The sequence below is a fragment of the Aliisedimentitalea sp. MJ-SS2 genome (assembly GCF_032586155.1).
Classification (GTDB): domain Bacteria; phylum Pseudomonadota; class Alphaproteobacteria; order Rhodobacterales; family Rhodobacteraceae; genus JAWHTC01.
In genome coordinates, this window is record NZ_JAWHTC010000001.1 from 1,159,143 (window position 1) to 1,183,868 (window position 24,726).

At 60.5% G+C, this 24,726-nt stretch carries 21 protein-coding genes; 9 read left to right on the plus strand and 12 right to left on the minus strand.

Going from position 1 to position 24,726, the window contains the following annotated elements; all coding sequences use genetic code 11:
* The first annotated feature begins 29 nt into the window (after positions 1-29).
* Positions 30-1,574: a trimethylamine methyltransferase family protein gene (locus RXV86_RS05745; RefSeq protein WP_316298198.1), complete on the plus strand. Its 1,545-nt coding sequence runs from the start codon at positions 30-32 to the stop codon at positions 1,572-1,574.
* Here the strand turns inward: RXV86_RS05745 and RXV86_RS05750 are convergent.
* Positions 1,529-1,948: a DUF6477 family protein gene (locus tag RXV86_RS05750; protein ID WP_316298200.1), complete on the minus strand. Its 420-nt coding sequence runs from the start codon at positions 1,946-1,948 to the stop codon at positions 1,529-1,531. The two genes, RXV86_RS05745 and RXV86_RS05750, sit on opposite strands and share 46 nt — an antisense overlap.
* A gap of 267 nt (positions 1,949-2,215) precedes the next feature.
* Between RXV86_RS05750 and RXV86_RS05755 the strand changes: the two genes are divergently transcribed.
* Entirely contained in the window at positions 2,216-3,304 is a 1,089-nt protein-coding gene (locus tag RXV86_RS05755) for a DUF6456 domain-containing protein (RefSeq protein WP_316298203.1), read from the plus strand.
* 113 nt (positions 3,305-3,417) lie between these two features.
* On the opposite strand, the gene RXV86_RS05760 is transcribed toward RXV86_RS05755, so the two are convergent.
* A complete protein-coding gene (locus RXV86_RS05760) occupies positions 3,418-5,892 on the minus strand; it encodes a penicillin acylase family protein (RefSeq protein WP_316298204.1) in 2,475 nt (824 codons plus the stop codon).
* 108 nt (positions 5,893-6,000) lie between these two features.
* Here RXV86_RS05760 and RXV86_RS05765 point away from each other — a divergent pair, with 108 nt between their 5' ends.
* Together RXV86_RS05765 and RXV86_RS05770 are read left to right on the plus strand one after the other, a co-directional pair.
* Complete coding sequence (locus tag RXV86_RS05765; protein WP_316298206.1) at positions 6,001-6,873, plus strand: NAD(P)-dependent oxidoreductase; 873 nt, start codon at positions 6,001-6,003, stop codon at positions 6,871-6,873.
* A 7-nt stretch (positions 6,874-6,880) separates the two neighbouring features.
* A complete protein-coding gene (locus RXV86_RS05770) occupies positions 6,881-7,138 on the plus strand; it encodes a hypothetical protein (RefSeq protein WP_316298208.1) in 258 nt (85 codons plus the stop codon).
* 57 nt (positions 7,139-7,195) lie between these two features.
* Here RXV86_RS05770 and RXV86_RS05775 read toward each other — a convergent pair whose 3' ends face one another.
* Positions 7,196-7,531: an SMR family transporter gene (locus RXV86_RS05775; RefSeq protein ID WP_316298457.1), complete on the minus strand. Its 336-nt coding sequence runs from the start codon at positions 7,529-7,531 to the stop codon at positions 7,196-7,198.
* Positions 7,532-7,768: 237 nt separating this feature from the next.
* Between RXV86_RS05775 and RXV86_RS05780 the strand changes: the two genes are divergently transcribed.
* Positions 7,769-9,958 carry an NADP-dependent isocitrate dehydrogenase gene (locus RXV86_RS05780; RefSeq protein WP_316298458.1) on the plus strand — a complete coding sequence of 730 codons (2,190 nt, stop codon included), beginning with the start codon at positions 7,769-7,771 and terminating at the stop codon, positions 9,956-9,958.
* 238 nt (positions 9,959-10,196) lie between these two features.
* Here RXV86_RS05780 and RXV86_RS05785 read toward each other — a convergent pair whose 3' ends face one another.
* The 4 genes from RXV86_RS05785 to RXV86_RS05800 all read right to left on the minus strand — a co-directional run bounded on the left by RXV86_RS05785 (position 10,197) and on the right by RXV86_RS05800 (position 13,954).
* Positions 10,197-11,402, minus strand: coding sequence for a multidrug effflux MFS transporter (locus RXV86_RS05785; protein WP_316298210.1), 1,206 nt, complete (start codon positions 11,400-11,402; stop codon positions 10,197-10,199).
* On the minus strand, positions 11,399-11,701 hold the full coding sequence (locus RXV86_RS05790; protein ID WP_316298211.1) for a potassium channel family protein: 303 nt from the start codon (positions 11,699-11,701) through the stop codon (positions 11,399-11,401). The genes RXV86_RS05785 and RXV86_RS05790 overlap by 4 nt, the downstream gene beginning before the upstream one ends.
* Positions 11,698-12,339: a DsbA family oxidoreductase gene (locus RXV86_RS05795; RefSeq protein WP_316298213.1), complete on the minus strand. Its 642-nt coding sequence runs from the start codon at positions 12,337-12,339 to the stop codon at positions 11,698-11,700. Before RXV86_RS05795 ends, RXV86_RS05790 begins: the two co-directional genes overlap by 4 nt.
* A 97-nt stretch (positions 12,340-12,436) precedes the next feature.
* Positions 12,437-13,954, minus strand: a complete 1,518-nt coding sequence (locus tag RXV86_RS05800) for a class I adenylate-forming enzyme family protein (protein WP_316298214.1) — start codon at positions 13,952-13,954, stop codon at positions 12,437-12,439.
* Between the two features lie 66 nt (positions 13,955-14,020).
* Here RXV86_RS05800 and RXV86_RS05805 point away from each other — a divergent pair, with 66 nt between their 5' ends.
* Complete coding sequence (locus RXV86_RS05805) at positions 14,021-14,644, plus strand: XRE family transcriptional regulator (RefSeq protein ID WP_316298216.1); 624 nt, start codon at positions 14,021-14,023, stop codon at positions 14,642-14,644.
* A 110-nt stretch (positions 14,645-14,754) separates the two neighbouring features.
* On the opposite strand, the gene RXV86_RS05810 is transcribed toward RXV86_RS05805, so the two are convergent.
* Positions 14,755-15,330 carry a hypothetical protein gene (locus tag RXV86_RS05810; protein ID WP_316298218.1) on the minus strand — a complete coding sequence of 192 codons (576 nt, stop codon included), beginning with the start codon at positions 15,328-15,330 and terminating at the stop codon, positions 14,755-14,757.
* A gap of 119 nt (positions 15,331-15,449) precedes the next feature.
* Here RXV86_RS05810 and lepA point away from each other — a divergent pair, with 119 nt between their 5' ends.
* Entirely contained in the window at positions 15,450-17,249 is a 1,800-nt protein-coding gene (gene lepA, locus RXV86_RS05815) for a translation elongation factor 4 (RefSeq protein WP_316298219.1), read from the plus strand.
* A gap of 174 nt (positions 17,250-17,423) precedes the next feature.
* Here lepA and RXV86_RS05820 read toward each other — a convergent pair whose 3' ends face one another.
* Positions 17,424-17,843: a hypothetical protein gene (locus RXV86_RS05820; protein ID WP_316298221.1), complete on the minus strand. Its 420-nt coding sequence runs from the start codon at positions 17,841-17,843 to the stop codon at positions 17,424-17,426.
* 948 nt (positions 17,844-18,791) lie between these two features.
* Positions 18,792-20,243, minus strand: a complete 1,452-nt coding sequence (locus RXV86_RS05825; protein WP_316298222.1) for an amidase — start codon at positions 20,241-20,243, stop codon at positions 18,792-18,794.
* A 284-nt stretch (positions 20,244-20,527) separates the two neighbouring features.
* Here RXV86_RS05825 and RXV86_RS05830 point away from each other — a divergent pair, with 284 nt between their 5' ends.
* Positions 20,528-21,190: a cytochrome b/b6 domain-containing protein gene (locus RXV86_RS05830; RefSeq protein WP_316298224.1), complete on the plus strand. Its 663-nt coding sequence runs from the start codon at positions 20,528-20,530 to the stop codon at positions 21,188-21,190.
* A 132-nt stretch (positions 21,191-21,322) separates the two neighbouring features.
* Here RXV86_RS05830 and RXV86_RS05835 read toward each other — a convergent pair whose 3' ends face one another.
* The gene (locus RXV86_RS05835) at positions 21,323-22,015 is read right to left on the minus strand and encodes a GNAT family protein (RefSeq protein WP_316298225.1); all 693 of its coding nucleotides are present in this window, start codon (positions 22,013-22,015) and stop codon (positions 21,323-21,325) included.
* Positions 22,016-22,128: 113 nt separating this feature from the next.
* A complete protein-coding gene (locus RXV86_RS05840; protein ID WP_316298227.1) occupies positions 22,129-22,674 on the minus strand; it encodes a DUF882 domain-containing protein in 546 nt (181 codons plus the stop codon).
* Between the two features lie 540 nt (positions 22,675-23,214).
* Here RXV86_RS05840 and RXV86_RS05845 point away from each other — a divergent pair.
* Positions 23,215-24,717: a L,D-transpeptidase family protein gene (locus RXV86_RS05845; protein WP_316298460.1), complete on the plus strand. Its 1,503-nt coding sequence runs from the start codon at positions 23,215-23,217 to the stop codon at positions 24,715-24,717.
* Positions 24,718-24,726: the final 9 nt, after the last annotated feature.

Sequence of the window (24,726 nt, forward strand, 5' to 3'; positions counted from 1 at the left end):
CAGCACAGCAATCAGAGGGTTGGCCAGCGATGAGCGAGACGACAACAAGACGGCGGTCGAGATCGGGTGGCGGGGCCGCGCGTCGCGCCGCACGCAACACGGTATCGTTTGACACCGCGCGTTACATCACCCGCAACATTCCAAATCTCGAGGTGATGAACGAAGAGGCGCTCGAGATCATCGAGGCCAATGCCGATACCATCCTCGAAGAGGTCGGTGTCAACTTCCTCGACAATCCGGGAGCGTTGGAACGCTGGCGTCAGGCGGGCGCTGATGTGCGCGGCGAGCGGGTCCATATTCCGCGGGGCCTCGCGCGCGAACTGTGCAAGACCGCGCCGTCAACCTTCACCCAACACGCCCGCAACCCAGACCGCAATGTCGAGATCGGTGGCAAGAACCTGGTGCTGGCGCCGGTCTATGGCCCGCCCTTCGTGCGCGACCTCGCCGGGGGCCGTCGCTATGCCACGATGGAGGATTTCCGCAACTTCGTGAAGCTGGGCTACATGAGCAAATGGCTGCACCATTCCGGTGGCACGGTGTGCGAGCCGACGGATGTGGCGGTGAACAAGCGTCACCTCGACATGCTGCATGCCCACATGACGTTTTCGGACAAGCCGTTCATGGGCTCGGTCACCGATCCAAGCCGGGCGCAGGACAGCGTAGAGATGTGCGAGATCCTGTTTGGAAAGGAATTCGTGCAACAGAACACAGTGATGACCTCGCTCACCAACATCAACTCGCCGATGACGTTTGATGATGTGATGATGGGATCGCTGGAAGTCTTCGCCGCCAACAACCAAGCCTGCATCGTGTCGCCCTTTATTGTCGGTGGGGCGATGGCACCGGTCAGCGTGGCGGGCACCCTGACGCAGGTTCTGGCCGAGGTGATGGCCGGAATCGCCTATTCTCAGCTGGTGCGCCCCGGTGCGCCGGTGATCTTTGGCGCCTTCGTCAGCTCGATCGACATGAACAGCGGCGCGCCGACCTTCGGCACGCCCGAGGCCTCGCTGGTGACCTATGGTGCCGGGCAATTGGCGCGGCGCATGGGGCTGCCGTTCCGCTCGGCCGGGTCGTTCTGCGGCTCGAAACTGCCTGATGCGCAAGCCGCATACGAGACGGCAAACAGCCTGAACATGGGCCTTTTGTCGGGTGTGAACTTCATGCTGCACGCCTGTGGCTGGCTGGAAGGTGGTCTGGTCGCGAGTTTTGAGAAATTCGTCATGGACGCCGATCAGCTGGGTACACTGCACAAGATGGCCGAGGGAATCAGCGTCGATGAAAACGCCCAGGCCATGGATGCGATCCGCGAGGTTGGTCCCGGAGGGCATTACCTTGGATGCGCCCATACCCAGGCGAATTTCAAGCAAGCGTTCTGGAAATCGGACGTGCTGGATTACAAGCCGTTTGAAACCTGGGAAGAAGAGGGCGCGCGCGACAGCCAGGTTTTGGCTGCTGACCGGGTGGCGAGCCTGCTGGCCAGCTACGAGAAACCGGCGATGGATGCCGGCGTCGCCGAGGCGCTGGAGGCTTACGTGGCCGAGAAGAAGGCCGCCGTGCCGGACGCATTCATGTAAAACGGGTTACACGATGACCTGAACACGGGTTTTGGAGGGCGCGCATCGAAGGTGGGCGCCCTTCGCCGTTTTTGCGCAGCTTGTTCGGCTGGATTCAGCGCCCGGACAAGTTGTGCCTCGGCCATCATCGCGATCAGCACGTCGACATGGGCAACCAGCGAATAGCCGTTTTCCCCGGCCTGGCGTTGCTGGTTCATTCCGTCCTCGATTTCGATCAATTGCGCCAGGGCTTCTCGGTGGCGCGGCAGGTCACTTTGCCCGAGCAGACGACGTAGATGCGGCGCCCGACGGTAATCCTCACATCCGGCGCGTGCGGCCTGAATCAGCAGGCGCGGTCGATGAAGGCGGTCGAGAATTGAAATGAAATCGGTCATGGCAACACCTCTTGGCTGAGTTTCGTTGCGCCATGGTTGACACAAGGGGTCGGGGTGTTGCGCCAAGGGGCAGTTCAGCGCGCGGTCAGTTCAGTTTTGTTTATCTTTTGGAAAGGAAGCTGGGGATGTCCGCGCAAATTAACCTCTGAGTAACCTTTGCACGCTTAGGTTGTGTGTGATTTTGGGGATATCCTGTGGAAAACGATAAGGGAGGCGGTAAACGACACCATGGGGCAGATGGGGGCTTTGGATTGGAAGATGTACAGAATGCCGACTTGGGTTCCCCGCTCGGCAGGCCACTACCTGATCCATACGGAATGGGGGGTTTCGATCCGTGCCCTGGCACGGCGGGCGTCCTGTCATCCCTCGACCATTTTACGCCAGGTGCGACGGTTCGAAAATTTGCGTGACGATTTTCTGATCGACGAGGCCCTGCGGAACCTGGGGCGTGTCTTGCGCCAGCAGGTCGGCACGGCCCCCAAAAAGGCGCCCCGCGAGATGAGTTTCCCCCAACAAGGCCCCCAGAGCGGGACCGATTCAACGCCTGACGACGAAACCCTGGACCGCGAAGCCCGCCGCGTGCTGCGCCGGCTGTGCGAGCGCGGCGCGGTGCTCGCGGTCTCATCCGAAATGGATAAGGCGGTGGTGGTTCGCGACACCGCCAGCGGCGCCACCAAGCGAACAGCGGTGGTGGACCGGGCCGTGGCTCAGGCACTGGCGCTCAAGAACTGGATCGCCTGCGCCCAGCCGGGCAAAGTGGCGCGCTATCGCGTGACGCAAGCGGGGCGCGCGGCGATGAGCCGGATGGTCGCCGAGGCCGAGAACATGGCAAGTGGCTTTGCCGATGCCCAAACACCGTTTCTCGCCCAGCATGGCGGGCTGGACGCGCCTGTGAAAGGGCAGGCCAAACCCAAGGCGCGGTTCCATTTCGGCGAATCGCCACTGACAGCGCTGGCCCGGCGCAAGGATCGAGACGGGCAACCGTTTCTGATGGATGACCTGGTGGCCGCGGGTGACAGGCTGCGCGAAGACTTCGAGCTGGCCCAGATGGGGCCGCGGACGGGGCAGAACTGGGAACGCTTCCTGACCGGACCGGTGGACGAGGGGATGCATCCTGGCGACCGCATGGGCGGTTCACGTGCAGCGCGCGACCGCGTGGCAGGGGCGCTTCGTGATCTGGGACCGAGGCTGGGCGACGTGGTGCTGCGCTGCTGTTGTTATCTGGAAGGGCTGGAGATGACCGAAAAACGCATGGGCTGGAGCGCAAGGTCGGGCAAGATCGTGCTGCGCATCGCGTTGCAGCGGCTCAAGCGGCACTACGAGGAGCTGGGTGAAGTGGCGGGGATGATTGGATAGGCGTCGGCGTTTTGAGTGTTCGTTTCGAATTGGCTGTGCCAATCCGACCGGCCGGGGGGCAAGCCCCCCGGACCCCCGGAAAATTAAAGATGATGAAGAAGGTGCGCGGGGGGCTATTGTGGCAGCAGCCGTGTGATCCCGACCGCAGCGGCGCGAGCCAGACCTTCGTCCAATGACATCGGCACGTATTCACCGCGCCGCCAGAGGGTTGCCATGTCGTCATAGTGGCGCGACAGGAAATGCCCCGACTGGCCAGTGGAGACGACGAAGACCGAACTGTCGGGATCAGCGAAGTCATAAACTCCGCGATAGCCCGCACCGTGGACGTTGAGGAAGGGGTCAGCCGCGCTGCCGCCCCCAACGCCGCGATTGAGGGTGTTGTCGCCGCCGGATGTTGACTGGCGGATATTGACGAAATAGCGCAGCAGTGGGACCTCGCCCAGAACCGCGTGGTCATGCGCCGCCTGATGCGCCTGGCCCCATTGCAGACTTTCCAGCGCGGTTCCGTAGCGTTCGCTGAGCCAGACAAGCGCCTCGTCGAGTGCGGTTTGCGCCACTTCCGGGCAGGTTTCGACCCGGTTGGATTGCAGCACGTCGCACCATTTTCCCGCCCCGTCGACGTCACGGAACACCCGTTCCAGAAACAGTGGATCGACGCGGGTGAACTCCTCGGCCAAGGGCCCCAGTTCGTCCTGGATCAGGCGGCGTTGCAGGGCGCGCATCCAGGCGGCATAGATCAGTGGTTCGGGCAGGTGCTCGTACATCTCGCCGTTCCAGTTTACCAGGAGCTCAAGTGCGCGCTGGCGCAGGCGCTCGGGCGTGCCATCGGGTGCAGGCGTGCCGGTGAACCACAGCTCGGCACCGATGAGCGACAGGAGGACCCGGGCGGAATAGCTGACCGTATCCAGCTGGGCTTCGATGAAACTGTCACGGGTATGGACCTGGCGGCGCTGCATTAGCTCGTTCCAGCGGTTGAACCGCTGGGTATCGCCATAGTCAAAGGAGACGTGCAACGGAAAGGGGCGCTCGACCGTCTTGTTATTGGTATTACCGACGATGCCGCCCTTGGGGGCCAGGAATTCGGGCCCGGCGGCATAGGCGGCCATGCCCTGCCAGCGGTTCTGGGTTTTCCAGCCACGGGACGGCAATCGCCCCTGGCTTTCGTGATCGGCGGCGCGCCGGGGCATGGTGCCAATGGTCTTCATCGCAATGTTGATCCGGTCGGCCAGGATCAGGTTCTGGGACGGTGCCACATAGGCCTCGGCGGCGGCAATCGCATGGGTGATGGTGTCGGATTGCATCAGCCCGATGGCGGCGCTGAGCGAAGTGTCTTCACCGCTGAGCGCTGTCCAGCGCAGGGCGGCAACGTGTCCCGGGGGGGTGACGGTGCCAACTTTCTCGTGGCTGGGCGGCAGGATCGGCCCGTTATCGCTCCAGCGCAGGGTCAGGGTAACCGGGCTTGAATCCTTGACCTCGATGATGGTCTTGCGGGTCTCGAAGAGTTTGAACCCTTCCGGGGTGCGGTATTCCTCGGGGTTTTCGGGGTTCAGCTCTTCCATGAAGAGGTCGATATCGTCGAGATAAGACGAGGTCAGACCCCAGCCGAGCTTCTTGGAGCGGCCTGTCAGCACCGCCGGCATGCCCGGGATGGTGCCGCCGATGACACCGCCGGATTGCAGCTCGATCCGGGCGAGATACCAGATCGCAGGCGCAGAGAAGCCCAGATGCGGGTCATTGGCAAGAAGCGTGCCGCCGGTGGCGGAACGTGAGGGCGCGGCGGCCCAGGCGTTCGAGGCACTGGCCATTTCCGGCGCACGGAAGGGCGACAGAGGATGTGTGGGCCGCGCCGGGCCGGGTATGGCGGTGCGGATCGGCGGCCCGTGATCAGGGAAAAGCGCGGCGAAATCGGGCAGGGCAGCGAGACCGTTGCCCGGGGCGGTGGGCAAGATGTCGGCGACGCGGGCAGGATCGCGCAGGGACAGTGTGGCGCGGGCAAGCAGAATCTCGCGTTGCAGATGATGCATGTTCTGCACCGCCATCAACTTGACCACGGCGATCGAATCCGCCGGGCGCCAGGGCGCGATGGGGGCGTTGAACAGAAACATTTCCGGCGCGCCGCGCCCCAGGGCACCGCGGTTGATCTCGTTGAGCCTGGCGTTGACGCCGCTGGCATAGGCTTCCAAAGCGGCCAGCGCCGCGGGGTCCTGGGCGGCAACCGATTGCTGCGACAGCCGGTAGATGTCGAGCCGCCGCAGAAGTGTGTCGACAGGAAGGGTGGCGCTGCCGAAGAGTTCCGACAGGCGGCCCTGGGCGGTGCGGCGCAGCACGATCATCTGCCAGAGCCGGTCCTGGGCATGGACATAGCCCAGGCCAAAGAATGTGTCAGTGTCGGTGGTGCCAAAGATATGCGGTACATTGGCGTTGTTGCGCACGATCTCGACCGGGGCCGAGATGCCGGTCACATTCAGCGTCTTGTCATAATCGGGCAGCGAGCGGGAAGCGAAGAAATAGATCCCGCCGAGGGTTATCCCCACGAGAACGAGCATCAGCACGACAAGCCGCATCAGCCAGCGGAAAAGCATCGCCATTGTGTGCCTGTCTCCTCGTGTTTCTGTTCCGATTGCGGCCGCATAGACCCTTGCCATTCCCGGCGTCGCCAGACAAACCTTAAAGCGAACGGATGCAAGGGGAAAGATATGAGCAAGGTTGCTTTTCTAGGATTGGGCGTGATGGGTTATCCGATGGCGGGGCATTTGGCGGCCAAGGGCCACGATGTGACAGTCTATAACCGCACCTCCGCGAAATCAGAAGCCTGGGTGCGCGAACATGGTGGCAAATCGGCGGAAACCCCGCGAGAGGCGGCTTTGGGCGCCGAATTCGTGATGACCTGTGTTGGCAATGATGATGACCTGCGGGCCGTGTGCATGGGCGATGATGGGGCGTTTGCCGGCATGGACCCGAATACGATCTTTGTCGATCACACCACGGTGTCGGCGGCGGTGACGCGCGAATTGAACGATGCCGGCGCGGCGCGCGGTGTGGCCTTTGTCGACGCGCCGGTGTCGGGCGGGCAAGCCGGAGCCGAGAACGGCATCCTGTCGGTCATGTGCGGCGGCGACCAGGCAGCGTTTGATACGGCACTGCCGATCATGCAGGCCTATGGCAAGTCGATCAAACGCCTTGGCGCCAGCGGTGCCGGGCAGCTGACCAAGATGGTCAATCAGATCTGCATCGCAGGGCTGGTTCAGGGGCTTTCTGAGGGGCTGCATTTTGCCGAGAAGGCGGGATTGGACATTCGCGAGGTCGTAGACGTGATCCAGGGCGGTGCGGCAGGTAGCTGGCAGATGGTCAACCGCCACGAGACCATGGCGGATGATCATTTCGAATACGGCTTTGCCGTCGACTGGATGCGCAAGGATCTGGGCATTTGCCTGCAGACTGCCAATGAAAACGGCGCTTCGCTGCCGGTTACGGCGCTGGTCGATCAATTCTACAAGGATGTGCAGAAGCTGGGCGGCGGGCGTTGGGATACTTCGTCACTGATCAAGCGGCTCACAGCAATGGGGTAAGACGCCCATGACCCGGGGGCTGATCAGCCAGATCATGATCGGCTGGGTGCTGCTCTCGGGTGGGGTGTTTCTGTTGATGGAACCGGTGCTGGCACGGGCGCATCTGTGGCTGATCCGCCTGCCGCACCGGCCCAAGCTGGCGCTGGTGATGTTGGTCTCGGTGATTGCGGCACTTGGCATGACCGCGGCCAACGGCCTTCTGGTGATCGGGATGATGTCGGCGGTGGTGCTGGAAACCCTGCGGGTGGTGCGCAAGAACCAGTAGGGGTTGTGACGGGCGGCTTCTGGGCAGCGGTTGGTTTTGCTGAACCACGCGGCAGCGTCAATGCGGTGCGGTGTTGGAAAACAGCTGAATCACCACGATCCCCGCGATGATCAGAGCCAGCCCGAGTATCGCGGGCGCATCCAGCACCTGGCGGAAGACAAAAAAGCCGATGATGGCGATGAGCACGATGCCGAGCCCCGACCAGATGGCATAGACCACGCCCACGGGCATGTATTTCAAGGCATGCGCCAGCAGCCAGAAGCTGACCCCGTATCCCAGCACCACGATCACCGATGGCCAGAGCCGGGAAAACTGCTGTGACGCCTGCAATGCAGTGGTGCCGATGGTTTCGGCAAGGACGGCGAAGAACAGGATGACATAGGGCATGGGCAGGCGGACCTTTTTTTCGCGTTTCTGCCCTAGCTCTAGCCATGCACCGCTGGCCGGCCAAGGATAATCGTACGTTCGGCGCGTCAGCTGTGAAGTCACGTCGTTCGGAACCCAGCGCGGTGGCGGCTTAAAAAAAAGAAACTTTGATTGTATACCGTCGCACACATTGACTATCCCGGCGCAACCGGATACCCGGTGGCCAATATCGGATCATCCCGCAATCAACGTGGAGAGAACACCATGGCCAACGCCAAAACCCCCGACATGATTTACACCAAGGTCGACGAGGCCCCCGAGCTGGCCAGCGCCTCGCTGCTGCCGATTATCCGTTCCTTCGCCGGTGCCGCCGGGATCGAGGTGGAAACCCGCGATATCTCGCTGGCGGGCCGTATCCTGTCGCAGTTCCCGGACTTCCTGGAGGAAGATCAGCGGATCGCAGACGATCTGGCAGAACTGGGTGACCTGGTGAAGACGCCGGATGCCAACGTGATCAAACTGCCCAACATCTCGGCCAGCCAACCGCAGCTCGATGCGGCCATTGCCGAGCTTCAGGCGCAAGGATTTGCACTGCCGGATTACCCGGCCGAGGCAAGCACGGACGCCGAAAAGGACATCCAGGCGCGCTATGACCGGGTCAAGGGGTCGGCCGTGAACCCGGTTCTGCGCGAAGGCAACTCGGACCGCCGCGCCGCCAAGGCGGTGAAGGAATACGCCAAGGCCAACCCCCATTCGATGGGTGACTGGGCTTCAGACAGCAAAACCACCGTGGCGTCGATGTCGGGTAATGACTTCTTCGCCAATGAGAAATCCACCACCATCACCGCCGCGCAGGCCGGTGGCGCCACGATCACCTTTACCGGCGAAGACGGCAGCGAGAGCGTGTTGAAAGACGGCCTGAACTTCCTTGCAGGCGAAATCGTTGACGCCACCTTCATGTCGGCCTCTGCCCTGCGTGATTTCGTGCGCGCCGAGATCGACAGCATGGAGCCGGGCGTGTTGTTTTCGGTCCACCTCAAGGCGACGATGATGAAGGTTTCGGACCCGATCATCTTTGGCCATTTCGTCAGCGTCTATCTGGAAGATTTCATCGCCAAACATGGTGACGCGCTGGACTGGAACCCCAATGACGGTATCGGCGAGCTGGAAAACCAGATCGCTGGCAACGCCGAAATGGAAGCTGACCTCAAGGCCGCGCTGGCCGCGCGCCCCGACATGTACATGGTCGACAGCGACCGTGGAATCACCAACCTGCACGTGCCTTCGGATGTGATCATCGACGCCTCGATGCCCGCCGTGATCCGTGCCGGTGGCATTGGCTGGGGCCCGGATGGCAAAGCGGCCCCGACCAAGTGCTGCATCCCCGACAACTGCTATGCCGGTGTCTATGACGAGACGATCAATTACTTCAAAGCCAATGGCAAACTGGACGTGACCACTTGTGGTGCCGTGTCCAATGTCGGCCTGATGGCGCAGAAGGCCGAGGAATACGGCTCGCACCCGACCACGTTTGAGGCGTCGGCCAAGGGCACGATTGCCGTCGTTCTGGACAATGGCGATGTACTGCATTCGCATGACGTCGACGCGGGCGACATCTGGCGGTCCTGCACCGTGAAAAAGCTGCCGATCGAGGATTGGATCCGCCTCGGCCTGCGCCGTCACAAGGCAACCGGCACGTCTGCCTTCTGGCTTGACGCCAACCGGGCGCATGATGCCGAGCTGATCAAATATGTCGAACCTGCGCTGAAAGAGGCCGGTGTGGACATTCCGATCATGGCACCGCGCGAAGCCACCCGGTTTACCCTGGAAAACATGGTGGAGGGCCGCGACGTTGTCACCATCACAGGCAACGTGCTGCGCGACTACCTGACCGACCTGTTCCCGATCCTGGAGCTGGGCACCTCGGCCAAGATGCTGTCAATCGTGTCGCTGATGCAGGGCGGCGGTTTGTTTGAAACCGGCGCCGGTGGTTCGGCTCCGAAACACGTGCAACAGCTGCATGGCGAAAACCACCTGCGGTGGGACAGCCTGGGTGAGTTCTGCGCCCTTGGTGAAAGCTTTGACTTCCTGGCCGACAAGGGTCGGTCCAAGGCCGGTATCCTGGGTAAGGCCGTCGCCGAGGCGACGCAGAAACTGCTGCTCAATGGCAATTCACCCGAGCGCAAGGTTGGCCAGAACGACAACCGGACCTCGCACTACTGGTTTGCCCGCTACTGGGCAGAAGCGTTGGCCGCCCAGGGCGACGATGCCGAGCTGGCAGCACATTTCGGTGCGATTGCCGGTGAGATGGCGGCGAAGGAAGACGCGATCATTGCCGAGCTGATGACCGGGCAAGGCGACGCGGTTGATCTGGGTGGCTATTATAACGGTGACGTTGACAAGACGGCTGCTGTGATGCGGCCCTCGGCCACGCTGAACGCGATCATCGGCTGAAACGACGCCTCGACAGGTTGAAATCAAGAGCGCGCCTCGGGATGACCGGGGCGCGTTTTTTCTCGATTGGTTTCGGTCGGTCTTGGCCAGAAGAAGACTTTCGAATTGCGTGCGCAATCCGACCGGCCGGGGGGCGCTGCCCCCCGGACCCCCCGGGATATTTCTGGCAAGAGGAAGGGGCGCGGGATTTGGCGAATGGCCGGTTCAGGCCACAACCCGCCAAGTCTTTCCAGCCGGATCAGAAGTCTTCCACATCCCGGCGAAGCAGGAACATCAACCCCACCGCCAGCACACAGAGCCCGAACACCCCCGCCGCCAGCGGGACCAGCGTGCCATCGAAGGCGAGGCCGAGCGGCGCGGCGATGATCATGGCGCAAACCGTCGCCACCCCACCAATGATCGAGGCGGCCATGCCGGCGATGTGTCCCAGTGGCTCCATCCCGATGGCGTTGAGATTGCCCATGGTGACGCCGGCCTGGAAGAACATCGATCCCTGCCAAAAGAGGTAGAACCCGAACCACACCGGGTCGGGCAGGGGCACGAACGAGAGCCCCAGAATCGCCAGCGACAGCACGGTCTGCACCATCAGCATCGCCGTCACGATCCGCCACATTCCCAGCCGTACGACCAGGCGGGCATTGATTACGCTGGCGCTTGACACCATCAGACTGAGAAACAGGAACCACTTGCCGAAACTCGCGCCCCGGTCGAAGACCTGATCGAATATCATGTGGGTGCTTTGCAGCATGGCAAAGAACATCCCCGAGACCAGCGCCAGCACGGCGATGGTCAGCACCACCGAACGGATGGCAAAGACTTCGCGCGCGGCTTCCATCAGTTTGCCGGGGCGGAACGGGCGGCGGTTCTCCGGCGCCAGTGTTTCTGGCAGCCGTAGCTGCATCCAGCTGCCGCCGACGATGCCGAAGATCACGAAGGACCAGAAGATCGAGCGCCATGAGCCGAAATGCATGATCGTCTCGCCGATCAGCGGCGCGACGGCAGGGAACAGCACGAAGATGAATTGTACCAGCGACGAAATCTTCGCCATCTGGCGCCCGGAGTAGAGATCGCGGATCACCGCCATCGAGACCACGCGCGGTCCGGCGGCACCCAGCCCCTGCAACAGCCGTGCCGCAAGGATGGTATCAAGCGATTGTGCGGTTGAGGCCAGCGTGGCGCCCAGGACATAGAGCACCAGACCGCCCAGGATCACCCGCTTGCGTCCCAACGCGTCCGAGATTGGCCCGGCGATGAATGTGCCAAGGCCAAGGCCGATGACAAAGACGGTGAGGACAAGCTGGCCACGATTGGGGCTGGCGGGACTGAGGTCCGCGCCGATCTGGGGCAGCGCGGGCAGCATCGCGTCAATGGCAAAGGCCAGCATTGCCGTCAACATTGCCAGCAGGGCAATGAACTCGGGGCGCGAGATTTTGGCGTCACTCACGAACGGTTTTCCTCGTCACCCCGGGATTTGCCCCGTTCCTGCCGGCGCTTGACGGCGTATTCGGCGAATTGCTGGATCGCGAAGGCAAAGATGCCAAGGCCGACAAAGATGAACACGGTGGTAAAGACCTTGCCAAGCGCGGTGGCTGGAACCAGGTTGCCGTACCCCACGGTCGAGAGTGTGACGACGGTAAAGAAATACGCATCGATCCAGCTCCAGCCTTCGACGAAGCGAAAGAACACCGTGCCGCCGGCCACCACCATAACCAGCAGCGAGACGACTATACGGGCCGTGCTCATGTGTCGGGCTCGCCTGCGATGATCTCATCCAGCACCTTCAGCCATAGCTCGGATGGCTGAGCCCCCGGAACCGCGTGCTGACCGCCGACGACGAAGGTCGGCACAGACTGAATGCCCATTTTGCGAAATCCCTGGTCCTTCTCGGCGATGCCGGATTTGTCCTCATCCGTTGCCAGCAAGCGCATCACCACCGAGGCATCCAGATCGGAGCTGTCGGCGATATCGGCCAGAACCTCGTGATTGCCGATGTCACGGCCCTCTTGGAAATAGGCCTTGAACAAAGCGGACACGACAAAAGTCTGTCGGCCTTCAATCCCGGCCCAATGGATCAGGCGGTGTGCGTCCATGGTGTTTGGAGTGCGCTGGATCTTGTCGAATTCGATATTCACGCCTACCTTTTTGGCGTGTTCCACGATTGGCTGGTAGGCCGTGTAAGCACCGTCCTTGCCGCCAAACTTGGCCTCGAGATAGGCGCGCCGGTCCATGCCCTCGGGCGGCATGTCCGGGTTGAGCTGAAATGGATGCCATTCGATGGTGAAAGGATGATCCGGGCGTTGTTCCAAAGCACGATCAAGCTGGGATTTGCCGATGAAGCACCATGGGCATATCGGATCGGAGATGATGTCGAGTTTGACCATGGCGCGGTGTTCCTTGTCAGTGATCCGGCCTTGATAGGGCAGCCAAGCGGGAGAGGAAAGCGCATAAACCTGGATCGCGGGTGCGCTTGCGCCAACCTCAGATCATGGCAAGGGACTTCAGTGTCTGGCGCTGCAGCTTGCCGTTGGGATTGCGCGGCAAAGAGTCAACATGCACGAACATCCGCGGTTGCTTGTAACGCGCCAGGCGTTCGGCAGCGTGGGCTTTCAGGGCCGCTTCATCCAGCGGCGCATCAGCGGTATAGAAGGCGGCGATGACGCGGGCATCAGATTTGACCTCGACCTCGGTTACGGCGATTTCGTGAAGGCCGGGGACGCTTTGCAGGGCGGCCTCAACCTCGAGCGGGGAAACACGGTAGCCGCCGGCATTCATCATGTCGTCCACCCGGGCGTGGTATTCGATCTGGCCCTTGTCGTTCATTGCGCCATGATCGCCGGTCAGGAACCATTCGCCACGGAACCTTGCCGCTGTGTCTTCTGGTGCATCGAGATACCCCAGCATCAGGCCGGGATCGCGATTTGACACCGCAATGGTGCCGTCTTCGCCCAGCGGCACCGGTTGGCCCGTGTCTTCGTCGAGGATTGCCACGCGTCGGCCCTGTTGCGGACTACCGAGGCTGCCGGCCTGCGCCGGTTGGCCGGGGCCGGCCGAGATGAAGGTTGAGCATTCCGACATGCCGAACGCTTCATAAACCGGTTTGCCGCTGGCGGATTGCCACTGATCGCGGAGGCTCTCCGATAGTTTTTCTCCAGCGCTAAGGCCGTGGCGCAGCTTGGGCAGGTTGAGGGTTTCGTGGGCCTGCAGAATCTTGCGGTAGACACCGGGGGCGGCGGCAAAAGTCGTAGCGTCGTGACGTTTCAAGAGCAGCGGTAGCTGTTCGGGCGCGGTGCCGGGGGCGGGGATCAGCGCGGTGGCGCCGACGCTCCACGGGTCCATCAGCCCGGTGCCCAGCGTGTAGGTCCAGTTGAACGCCCCCGCATGGCAGAGCCGGTCGGTTGCACTTAGCCCATACCAGCCTTCATGCATCATGCCGCGCGCCCAGATCGCCCGGTGTGCGTGCATCACCGCACGGGGTTTGCCCGAGGTGCCGGAGGTGAAGATGATATAGGCCAGCCGGTCGGGGTCGCCCATATCGTAGGCACAGGGCGACAGGTCGCGCATGGCCTCCAGATTGGCTTGCAAGATGGTCTTGATCGCGGTTTCAGGGCAGGCAATGCCTTCTCCCAGCAGGATCGCCGCAGGATCGAGCGTGTCGATCATGTTGGCGACCTCGCGTTCGGTCAACTGGCTTGACGTGGGCACCGGCACCAGCCCCACGGCAATGGCCCCGAGATAGGCGATGGGAAACTCGACACTGTTTCCCAGCCGCATCAGCACGATATCACCGGGCTTGAGGCCCTGTTGCAGCAGGCCCGTACCGGTGCCGCGAACGGCGGCTTCCAACTTGGCGTAGGACCAGCGTTCCGCCCGCGCCGGACCCAGAACCGCCAGCGCGATCTTGTCGGGCAGGTCGCCGGCACGTCCCAGAACATGGGCGGTGAAATTGAAAGGATCGGGGCAGGGTGCCCAGGGGCCATTGTCGAAAAGCGATGTCATGGATGGGTTGCTACGCCCCCGGTGCAACCATTGCAAGCGTCTGCCCGGCCCCTTATGAGAGGCGCCATGAGCAAACCTGGACAACCCTCACTGGTCAAGATCGCCCGCGAAACCGGCGCGCGTTCCTCGCCCGAGCCGCTGAACCTTGGTGAACGGGTGCGCTCGTTGCGCAAATCCGCCGGGCTGACGCTGGAACAGGCGGCAGGGCAGGCCGGGTTGGCGCGCTCGACCCTGTCGAAGATCGAGAATGGCCAGATGTCGCCAACCTACGAGGCGGTGAAAAAACTGGCTTCGGGCCTTTCGATCACCGTACCGCAACTGTTCACCCCGCCCGCAGGGTCCGGTGGCGATGGGCGTTTAAAGGTCACGCGGATGGGGCAGGGCGAGGCGCATCCCACGGCGACTTATGAGCACGAATTGCTGGCCGAAGGGGTCGAAGGCAAGACCATGCTGCCCTATCGGGCGCGAGTGCGGGCGCGCTCGCTGGAGGAATTCGACGGCTGGGTCCGCCATGACGGGGAAGAGTTTCTCTATGTCCTGACCGGGGTGGTGCGTTTGTATACGGAGCATTTCGAACCGGTCGAGATGCGCCGCGGCGACAGCGCCTATTATGACGGGTCGATGGGGCATAACCTGATTTCGGTCAGCGAGGATGACGCGACGGTGTTGTGGGTGACGTCGCTGGTTTGATCTAGCGGAACACTTGCGCGCGCAGGTTGGATTACGTTCGGGCAACGTGGGCTTTTGGGGCCTGCCCCCAAACCCCCGAGGTGTTTTGAGTCAGATGAAGTGATCAGAGTTTAGTCGGTCGCGCAGGTCACGCCTTTGACACGATTGTCACAGATTCTCGCTTTCGAGAGGATGCTACGCCACTGCGTAACGTCTTTGGGCGATGGATTCTGTCTCCAAGCCTTCATGACAAGATACATTGAATCTTTGCCTCGAATGACCAGTCCCAGGTTCCATTCAGGGGAGGTACCACTGGCTGGTCTTGGGACTGACAGCATCGTAAGAGCAAAGCGATACCCTTCCAAACGTCCTTTTTGCAGCAACTCACCACTACAGGTCGCGCATTCATTATCCGCGTCAGCAATCATGCGCTCTGCGAATTGTCTGGCTGTGACACCACGCAACCCGCGAAATGTCATTATCGTTACCATCTCGCGCCAGTTATTAACGTTCTGACCGCGTGGAACAAACTCGGATATTCTGAGATTCCTGTCCTGATCTGAATGGACGTGGTGGTAGTTCAGCGCATCCGGAACATCGACAAGAAAATACTCACCAGGTTCAAGCTGTTTTGCGTGGGTGGCCAAGGTATGCGAGATAGAAACAACCAAAGCTAACAGTGGTGGGTAAGCGCGTTTCAAGAACATGTTTCTGCGTCTTTCATAGTAATTCAGCGCGCCCGACAGCGTGTTATCGTAATCGTGCAGTAATTCGGATGGGCTCGACTGTCTTGACCAACCCCTAAAACCCATACATATCCCCCTTCATGACAGACCTCGCTCACATCCGCAATTTCTCCATCGTGGCCCATATTGACCACGGGAAATCGACGCTTGCCGACCGGCTGATCCAAGAGACCGGGACGGTCAAGGATCGCGATATGAAGGAGCAGTTGCTCGATAGCATGGATATCGAGCGCGAACGCGGCATTACCATCAAGGCCAACACCGTGCGGATCGATTACACGGCGGATAATGGCGAGGCCTATGTGCTGAACCTGATCGACACGCCCGGCCATGTCGACTTTGCCTATGAGGTCTCCCGCTCGATGCGCGCTGTGGAGGGCAGCCTTCTGGTCGTGGACTCCACCCAAGGGGTCGAGGCGCAGACGCTGGCCAATGTCTACCAGGCCATCGATGCGGATCACGAAATCGTCCCTGTCCTCAACAAGATCGACCTGCCAGCCAGCGATTGCGACCGCGTCGCTGAGCAGATCGAGGATGTCATTGGCATCGACGCCACCGGCGCCATTCAGGTCAGCGCCAAGACCGGGCAGGGCATTCATGAGACGCTGGAAGCCATCGTCAACGAGTTGCCTGCCCCACAAGGCGACCGCGATGCGCCGCTCAAGGCCATGCTGGTGGATTCATGGTACGACGCCTACCTCGGCGTGATCGTCCTCGTCCGGATCATGGATGGCACCATGAAAAAGGGCGAGCGGGTGCGGATGATGTCGAACAACTCGACCCACCTGATCGACCGGATCGGCGTGTTCCGCCCCGAGATGGAAGCCGTCGATGAACTTGGCCCCGGCGAGATCGGCTTTATCACTGCTCAGATCAAACAGGTCCGCGACACCCGCGTCGGCGATACAATCACACACGAAAAGAAGGGCTCGACCGAGGCACTGCCCGGCTTCAAGCCGGCCCAGCCGGTGGTGTTCTGTGGCCTCTTCCCGGTGGACAGTTCCGAATTCGAAGACCTGCGCGTCGCCATCGACAAGCTGGCGCTGAACGACGCCTCGTTCAGCTTTGAAATGGAGACCTCGGCCGCGCTTGGCTTCGGCTTCCGCTGTGGTTTCCTTGGACTTCTGCACCTCGAAGTGATCCGCGACCGGATCGAGCGGGAATACAATATCGAGCTGATCACGACCGCGCCCTCGGTGATCTATCACATCTACCAGAAGGACGGCGCGCATTTCGAGCTGCACAACCCCGCCGACATGCCCGATCCCTCGACCATCGACCACCTTGAGGAACCGCGCATCAAGGCGACCATTCTGGTGCCCGACGAATACCTCGGCGACGTGCTGAAACTCTGTCAGGATCGGCGCGGCATCCAGATGGACCTGACCTATGCCGGCTCGCGCGCGATGGTGGTCTATGACCTGCCGCTGAACGAGGTGGTGTTCGACTTCTACGACCGGCTCAAGTCCGTCACCAAGGGCTATGCGTCCTTCGACTACCAGATGACGGGGTATCGCGAGGATAACCTGGTGAAAATGTCGATCCTGGTGAATGACGAGCCGGTCGATGCCCTGTCGACGATGGTGCACCGCGACCGGGCCGAGATGCGGGGCCGGGCGATGGTGGAAAAATTGAAAGATCTCATTCCGCGCCACATGTTCAAGATCCCGATCCAGGCGGCAATTGGCGGCAAAGTCATCGCGCGCGAGACATTATCCGCCATGCGCAAGGACGTGACGGCGAAATGCTACGGTGGCGACGCGACCCGGAAGAAGAAGCTTCTGGAGAAGCAGAAGGCCGGCAAGAAAAAGATGCGCCAGTTCGGGAAGGTGGATATCCCGCAGGAAGCGTTTATTTCGGCGTTGAAGATGGATGGGTAGTCCAATTTTTTAGTAGTGTCCGAGAATATGATTTTCTGTAAAGGTACTTCTGCTGTGGTTGAAACAGATGCGTGATTGCATAATCCAAGCAGGTCGCAATAGTTCGAGCATTTTATGGAACGGAACGCTTTTGCAGCATTCTGGGCTTGGTTCGTTGGATGTCGTCTCAGTGCGCTAGAAAATCAACCGAGCTGGTATCGATAGCAAGTCGCCTAAGAAGATAACAACTGCGGACGCTACTCCAAGAACAAACCCAACAATCATACTTATTACAACTTCAAAGAAATTCAGGTCCCTAGGTGTTAGTAGATACAGAGCGTATTGTTCGAGGCTCGTTCCCAATGTTAACAGAAGCCATGGTATCGCTATGAAAAGAAGAAAGAAGAACCCAAAAAAAACAACGGTAACACCAAACGCCGTTAGAAGGGCATTTGCCGTTTTTTGGTTATTTGAGCTTTTGTCTTTCTGGCCAACAAGCCAGTTTCGAACTGCGCGAAAAAGTATTCTACGAGCGATCGATTCCGGTAGTGTGTCGACAACACCTATCGCGAAATCTAACAAGCCGTCGATCCAGTTTTGGTTTCCGTCAGTCATAAAACTCTCTAACTGCATCAACACAAAAAGAAAAGTCGGACCAACTACGCGGTGGCTTTGTCTATCTCAATTCTAATTTAAGTCTTTCGTCTCGTAACAAGAAAGCGCAGGGCGCCTGCAGCCCAACGTAATTTAGCTGCGATGCTGGATTGATGGTGTCACACCCGACCACCTGACACCTTACGAAAACTCAACTTACCCCCAAGAAATCCACAACCTTTCCAGCATCTTATCCCCAGAAACTTATCCACAGGTTGCGTTTTTTGCTTGCGCGACTCACCCCGGCGGAGTCAGCCTGATCTCAAGCGAAGGGTCGCAAGGCCCGGAGCGGGACGCGAAAGGCCTCCTGAGGCAGGAGCGGCAAGGGGATAGGTTACACCGAACCCGAACCCGTGATGAGAGCCAAGGGACGCTGGCCGAGCCGAAGGGCTCTCCTCGGAGAACCCCAAGGATCGGTAAGCGAAAAAGCCAATCGTGTCTGGTCGGGAATGGGGGCGCAAGCTTACCAGAACCGATCTGGGGGGATGGAACCCAAGGGCGCAAGCCCGACAGGATCAATCCCGCTTGGTCGACGGTCGCAAGACCCGATGACCGCACCCGAATAGAGGTTTACGCAAGTGGCCTTTGTTCAGAGAAGGCGTCAGCTCATGCATGGACCGCGTCTGCGCATCTGACGCCTTCTTTCTGTTTGAAGCCCTGAAACGGATACGGGGCTTTCCGATCTCTCGAAAAGCCCCGACAAAGCGCTTTTTCAACCTTCGCCGTTGGATCGTGGAAAAAGCGCTGCACAACGTCTTTGTGTTGTGGATGCTCTGCCAAAAATCACCAAGGGCGATTTCCGGCAGAACATTTTAGCATCAGTTCATGCGTACCGCGTCGTATGCATCTGTGCACCGTTTAGCGGTCCATGCTGCAGTGCAGAACCGGACATCACGTCGCACCCCTAAATCAAACAGGTGGGCCTTTCCTGATGACTTCGAGCTGTTTGGCGTGCCAGGGCGCGGCGCGCTCGATCTGACCACAGAGCGACATCAGCATCGCATCCGCGCCGAAGGGCGCCGCGAAATGCATGCCAACGGGCAGGTTGTCGGTGCTCCAGTGCAGCGGCAGGGACACCGCCGGCTGGCCGCTGGCGTTATAGATCGCAGTGAAGGGCGAGTATTCAAAGACCGACCCCGGCCCGTTGCGGTAGGCGACGAAATCCTCGCGGTCGGGTTTAAGGTAACCAATTTCGCAGGGCGGGGTGGCCAGCGTCGGCGACAGGATGATGTCGCAGTCGTTGAATGCCCCGGCCATACGGCGGCCAAAGCCGTGGATCTGGGCCAGCGCGGCGATGTAATCGGCCCCGGTGATGCCCTTGGAATATTCGACCGCGCCAAAGGTCACGCCATCGACCATGTCGCGGGTGAGGGGGATATCGCCCAGGATCGCCGCCACCCGTCCGGCGGTGCCGCAAGCGACGATCCTGGTCCAGGCCAGCATCATCGCGGGGACGTCCAGTTCCGGCTCGGGCGTCCAGTGGGTGACGTGGTGACCGAGGCTTTCCAGCAGCTTGGCCGTCTTCTCTAGCCCCTCCACGCAATCATCGTGCAGGGCATTGCCGAAGAAATCCGTCGTGACATAGCGGATGCGCAGGGCGCCGGGGTCGTGGGACATGGCGGCGGTGTAGCTTTCCTCCATCACCGGTGCCGCATAGGGCGCGCCCATCTCGGGACCGGCGCAGGCATCCAGAAGCGTGGCGGTATCGCGCAAGCTGCGGGTGAGGAACCCGTCGATCGCCATGCCGCCCCAGCCTTCGCTGACGACGGGGCCCATGGGCAGGCGGGCGCGGGTGGGTTTGAAGCCGACAAGTCCGCAGGACGACGCGGGGATGCGGACCGAGCCGCCGCCGTCGGACCCATGCGCCGCCGGAACGATGCCTGCCGCCACTGCAGCGCCCGAGCCGCCAGAACTGCCGCCCGGTGTATGGTTCAGGTTCCATGGATTGCGGGTAGGGGTGCCGTAAACCCCGGCCTCTGTCACCGGGCCGATGCCGAATTCGGGAGAGGTAGTGCGGCCAAAGGTGTTCAGCCCCGTCGCCCGCATCCGGGTGAACATGGTGCTGTCATAGGACCAGTGCATGCCTTTGCACAGACGCGAGCCGTTATTGGTTGGGAAATCTACCGCTTCGCAGCCGAGATCCTTGATCAGGAACGGCACACCGGTGAAGGGACCCTGTGGCAGGGTGGCGATGTTGTTTCGCGCGACCTGCTCTTGAAGGTTCACCACCGCGCCCAGATGCGGGTTCCAGGTGGCGCAGCGGTCAAGCGCCATGTCCAGCAATTCACCGGTGCTGACTTCGTCTTTGGCAACCATCGCGGCGAGGCCGGTGGCATCCTGGGTGCTGTAGAAATCGCTCATGCTTGCCTCCCTAGGCGCTGCTGATCCGAGCGTAGGGAGCCAGCGCCCCGGGTAAAGCAAAAACTTACATTCCGGATTTGACATGTATCATGGTCGCACTCTGCAGCGTTGATAATCTCTCCGCTATGTCCGCACCCGTCGCGGTGCGGGAACGTTGAGGAATGCGTTGAAAAACATCATTAAATTGTTTGCCGTTGCGGGTCTGTGCCTTGGCCTGGCTCCGCTGCTGGGCGTGCTGTTACATGGCGCGATCCTGCTCTTCTCGGGCAAGAAGGAATAAGGCAATGACCAAACGTATCGTCAAAGTCTATCCGCGCTTCGAACGGTTCTCGCACTGGAGCCGGGTGGCCCTGATCCTGACGCTGATGGTCACCGGGTTCGGGCTCAACGGGCTGCACGGGATGATCCCGTTCGGCACTGCCGTCACGGTGCTTACCATCGCGGCGCTTCCGTTGCTCGCGCTTTGGGTCTTCTCGACTTTCTGGCTGGTCACGACCGGCACCTGGCGCCAGTTTACGCCGACGCTTCAGGGCATGATGCATGTGGTGGTCTACTATGCGGTGGGCGTGTTCCAGGGCAAGAAACACCCCTACCAGAAGCAGCTCTGGCGCAAGCACAACCCGTTGCAGGCGGCCACCTATTTCGTGCTGAAATGGCTGATCTTCCCGTCGATCTGGATCACCGGCCTACTGTACCTGACGTATAGTTTCTGGGCTTCGGCGATGGCCGACAGCACGTTCTGGATATGGCTGATTGGCAACCTGCACGTGCTGGTGGCCTATGTCATCGTCGTGTTCGTGATCATTCACCTTTACCTGCTGACCGGCGGCGGCCATGGCGTTGGCGCCCATATCAAGCCGATGATCACCGGGTTCGATGAGGTCGACCTGATTGTGAAAGAAGAGGCCTATTTGCAGGCCGACAAACCGTGGCGGTTAAAGGGATGAGTTTTCAAACGTAGATCGCTGACCTCCCTTAGCGAATTTGCGCAAACTGGCCCGGGGTTTTCATGCCTCGGGCCTTCTTTTTTCGGCAGGGGGCGCAGGATATTTCGCGAAAACTGGTGCCGTTTTGTTGGCCTATTTTGCCAAAAGCGGGTTTTTCTGGCGTCCGTCTTCATCGAAATTCGCAGGCTGTAGCCAGGCTTGGAAGCGGGCTTTCTGGGCTGGCCATTCGCTGTCGAGGATCGCATACCAGGCAGTGTCACGGTTGCGGCCCTTGTAGTGGGTGGCCTGACGGAAAGTCCCCTCATAGGTAAAGCCCAGACGTTCCGCCGCCTTGCGCGAGGGTGCGTTCAAGGCGTCGCATTTCCATTCGTAACGGCGGTAGCCTAACTCATCGAACATCCGGGCCATCATCAGATACATTGCTTCGGTGCTGAGTGCGCTGCGCTGCATGGCGGGCGAGAAGTTGATCCAGCCGACCTCGATCACGCCGTCGTCAGGGTTGATCCGCAGGTAAGACGCCCAGCCGATCGCCACGCCATTCCCATCAAGTACGGTGAAATAAAGCGGATCGTCACTTTGCGCGGCCATGGTCAACCATGTGCGGCAATCGTTGACGTTTTGGAACGGTTCGATCGGTAGATAGGTCCAGTTGTGCCCATCCTCGGCCTGGGCAAAGGCGGCGAAAAGCGCCTGCGCATGGGTCGGGTTGGCGGGCACAAGGCTGCAATAGCGGCCATGCATTGCCGTGCGTGGTGGGGCCGGGCGCGGCAACGCACGGGTCAGGGGATCGCCGATCGGTTGACCATATTCGTTTTGTCGCGCCATGACGCCAGACCTTAGACGCTTTGCAGCTGGGGTCCAGCGAAAACCCGCAACGGAAAAAGCCCGGGGCGCAGATGCTCCGGGCTTGGGTAAGACGTCTTGAGGAGGGTGGAGCTTTACCGGCCCCAGCTGCGGACCGGTCCGCAATCCATATGGACGAAATTCGATCCAGAATAGCGGCCAACACCACCACCGCGGCAGGCGGTTGCGGCGCGGGCCATCTGGCTGACCGAGCGCGAGGCCAGCCGAAGATCGGCGGCTTGGCCTTTCATGTGCAGCGAATTCTTGGCTACGCCGCGCGAACGTGAGCGCAGCATTGCGTTTGTTTTCGGGCTGCGATAGCCGGACAGGAGCATGTAAGGCTCTTTCACGTCCATCAGGTTGTGCGCGGCGGTCATGATATCCATGGTGCGCATGTCGATGTTTTTGACCTGGTTGGTGCGCCAATCACGCATGAACCAGTTCACTTCTTTCACGGCGTCTTTGATGTAGTTGCCTTCGATCCAGTAGATCATGTCGATCTTTTCACCGGTGCGGGCTGAATACATCTTGAGGCGGCGAATGTCGCCCGCCCCGCGCAGGAAACCTGCGGCGTTGGAGAATGTGGGTGCTGCCGTGATGGTCGTGGCCGCGAAAGCGCCGAGTAGTGCGCGTCGCGTCATGCCCAACGAATTGATTTCATTCATCGTAAAAGCGCCGTCCCGTCGCTTACCTGTTTAACGCGATGTTACGCGTGTCCTGCCATCTCTTCCCCAGATGCAACGCTTCTATGCCATAGTTCGAATCGGCAACCAAGCCTCAATTGGGGTATTGCTGATACTAGCAAGCATTTTAGGCGGAAATTTGCTGAAAAAATGTGATTCGTGTTCTTGTTGCGTTGCCGCCCCGCAAACATGCTGTCAGGGGTGGTTCTGGAGGAACCGGTGTTGGAATACATCAGTTCGGGTGGGGGTTTCCGCACTTTCGAACTTGTGAATAGACAAGATATGGGTATTTGCGCCAGAAAAGGCGCAGATTCAGGGGATAATCGAGCCAAAAGAGAATTTTTGAGGGGTAAAATGACGATGTTGCAAGAAAAAAACAGGCTGCCGCGCTTTGTTGCGATGGTTCTGGCGCTGGCATTGATGCTGGCCTTGCCGACGGAGCGGGGTGCGGCCGCGGGCCGTGACGCGGGATCCAAACAAGGCAATGTGACCGCGTTCATGCAAGCCGTTGCCGAGTCCGCCGCCAAAGACAAGGACATCGCCGCCTTCTACAGGGCCATCAAGTACAAGCCGATCTGGACCGGTCGGTCGGGCAAGGACAGCAGCCGTCGCAAGGCTCTGTTTGCCGCTATCTCCAAGGCTCCGGCGCACGGGCTTGCGGTCAAACGCTATGATCCCGAGGGGCTGAAGGCCCGTCTCAAGGCGGCCAAGACCGCCCGAGACCGTGGCTTTGTCGAGGTCGAAATGTCCAGCACGTTCCTACGGCTGGCCCGTGACATGCAGACCGGCATGCTGGTGCCCAAGACCATTGACAGTGGCATCGTCCGCGCCGTCCCCTATCGTGACCGGGTATCCTACCTAACCAACCTGGTGAAATCGAACCCGAACGGGTTTTTCAAGGCGCTGCCGCCGAAAACCCCGGAATACGCCCGGTTGATGAAAGAAAAGATCCGGTTGGAGAAGCTGGTGGCACGGGGCGGCTGGGGCCAGAAAGTGCCGGCCAAGTCGCTCAAACCCGGACAATCGGGTAATGCGGTGGTGATCCTGCGCAACCGGCTCGTCAAGATGGGCTACATGAAACGCTCGTCGACACAAAGCTATGATGCCAAGATGAAGGCCGCGATCCAGCAGTTCCAGCTGGATCATGGTCTGGCCGCCGATGGCGTGGCCGGTGCGGGCACAGTGGCCGAGATCAACAAATCCACGACCGACCGGTTGAAGTCGGTGATCGTGGCGATGGAGCGCGAACGTTGGGTCAACAAGCCGCGCGGTAAACGCCACGTTCTGGTCAACCTGGCAGATTACACGGCCAAGATCATCGACAATGGTAAGGTCACCTTTGAAACCCGTTCGGTTGTCGGTGCCAACAAGTCTGATCGTCGCTCGCCCGAGTTCTCGGATGTCATGGAGCATATGGTGATCAACCCCACCTGGAACGTGCCCCGGTCGATCGCGGTCAAGGAATACCTGCCGATGATGAAGCGCAACCCGAATGCCGCCGGTCACCTGCGCCTTGTCGACAGCCGCGGGCGTACAGTCAGCCGCAGTTCGGTGGATTTCAGCGCCTATAACTCCCGGAATTTCCCCTTTAACATCAAGCAACCGCCCAGCCGCCGCAACGCGCTTGGCCTGGTGAAGTTCATGTTCCCGAACAAGTACAATATCTACCTGCACGACACCCCGGCGAAGAACCTGTTCAGCCGTGAAGCGCGCGCTTACAGCCATGGCTGCATCCGTCTGCACCAGCCGTTCGATTTCGCCTATGCGTTGCTGGCCAAGCAATTCAAGGATCCGCAGGGTGAATTCAAATCACGACTGAACACCGGCCGTGAAACCGTTGTGCCGCTCGAAGAACACGTGCCGGTGCATTTGATCTATCGCACGGCCTTCACCAAGGCCAAGGGCCGCATCCAGTTCCGTCGCGACGTCTATGGCCGTGACGCGAAAATCTGGAATGCGCTGGCCAAGCAGGGGGTGGCACTGCGCGCGGTTCAGGGGTAAGCCTTGGCC

Excerpts from the sequence above, each read along its gene's own strand:
- lepA (WP_316298219.1), top strand. The coding sequence starts at position 15,450 with ATGACAGACCTCGCTCACATCCGCAATTTCTCCATCGTGGCCCATATT.
- RXV86_RS05795 (WP_316298213.1), bottom strand. The coding sequence starts at position 12,339 with ATGGTCAAACTCGACATCATCTCCGATCCGATATGCCCATGGTGCTTC.
- RXV86_RS05790 (WP_316298211.1), bottom strand. The coding sequence starts at position 11,701 with ATGAGCACGGCCCGTATAGTCGTCTCGCTGCTGGTTATGGTGGTGGCC.
- RXV86_RS05845 (WP_316298460.1), top strand. The coding sequence starts at position 23,215 with ATGCAAGCCGTTGCCGAGTCCGCCGCCAAAGACAAGGACATCGCCGCC.
- RXV86_RS05805 (WP_316298216.1), top strand. The coding sequence starts at position 14,021 with ATGAGCAAACCTGGACAACCCTCACTGGTCAAGATCGCCCGCGAAACC.
- RXV86_RS05810 (WP_316298218.1), bottom strand. The coding sequence starts at position 15,330 with ATGTTCTTGAAACGCGCTTACCCACCACTGTTAGCTTTGGTTGTTTCT.
- RXV86_RS05755 (WP_316298203.1), top strand. The coding sequence starts at position 2,216 with ATGCCGACTTGGGTTCCCCGCTCGGCAGGCCACTACCTGATCCATACG.
- RXV86_RS05765 (WP_316298206.1), top strand. The coding sequence starts at position 6,001 with ATGAGCAAGGTTGCTTTTCTAGGATTGGGCGTGATGGGTTATCCGATG.
- RXV86_RS05780 (WP_316298458.1), top strand. The coding sequence starts at position 7,769 with ATGGCCAACGCCAAAACCCCCGACATGATTTACACCAAGGTCGACGAG.
- RXV86_RS05820 (WP_316298221.1), bottom strand. The coding sequence starts at position 17,843 with ATGACTGACGGAAACCAAAACTGGATCGACGGCTTGTTAGATTTCGCG.
- RXV86_RS05745 (WP_316298198.1), top strand. The coding sequence starts at position 30 with ATGAGCGAGACGACAACAAGACGGCGGTCGAGATCGGGTGGCGGGGCC.
- RXV86_RS05800 (WP_316298214.1), bottom strand. The coding sequence starts at position 13,954 with ATGACATCGCTTTTCGACAATGGCCCCTGGGCACCCTGCCCCGATCCT.
- RXV86_RS05835 (WP_316298225.1), bottom strand. The coding sequence starts at position 22,015 with ATGGCGCGACAAAACGAATATGGTCAACCGATCGGCGATCCCCTGACC.
- RXV86_RS05825 (WP_316298222.1), bottom strand. The coding sequence starts at position 20,243 with ATGAGCGATTTCTACAGCACCCAGGATGCCACCGGCCTCGCCGCGATG.
- RXV86_RS05840 (WP_316298227.1), bottom strand. The coding sequence starts at position 22,674 with ATGACGCGACGCGCACTACTCGGCGCTTTCGCGGCCACGACCATCACG.
- RXV86_RS05760 (WP_316298204.1), bottom strand. The coding sequence starts at position 5,892 with ATGGCGATGCTTTTCCGCTGGCTGATGCGGCTTGTCGTGCTGATGCTC.
- RXV86_RS05750 (WP_316298200.1), bottom strand. The coding sequence starts at position 1,948 with ATGACCGATTTCATTTCAATTCTCGACCGCCTTCATCGACCGCGCCTG.
- RXV86_RS05770 (WP_316298208.1), top strand. The coding sequence starts at position 6,881 with ATGACCCGGGGGCTGATCAGCCAGATCATGATCGGCTGGGTGCTGCTC.
- RXV86_RS05830 (WP_316298224.1), top strand. The coding sequence starts at position 20,528 with ATGACCAAACGTATCGTCAAAGTCTATCCGCGCTTCGAACGGTTCTCG.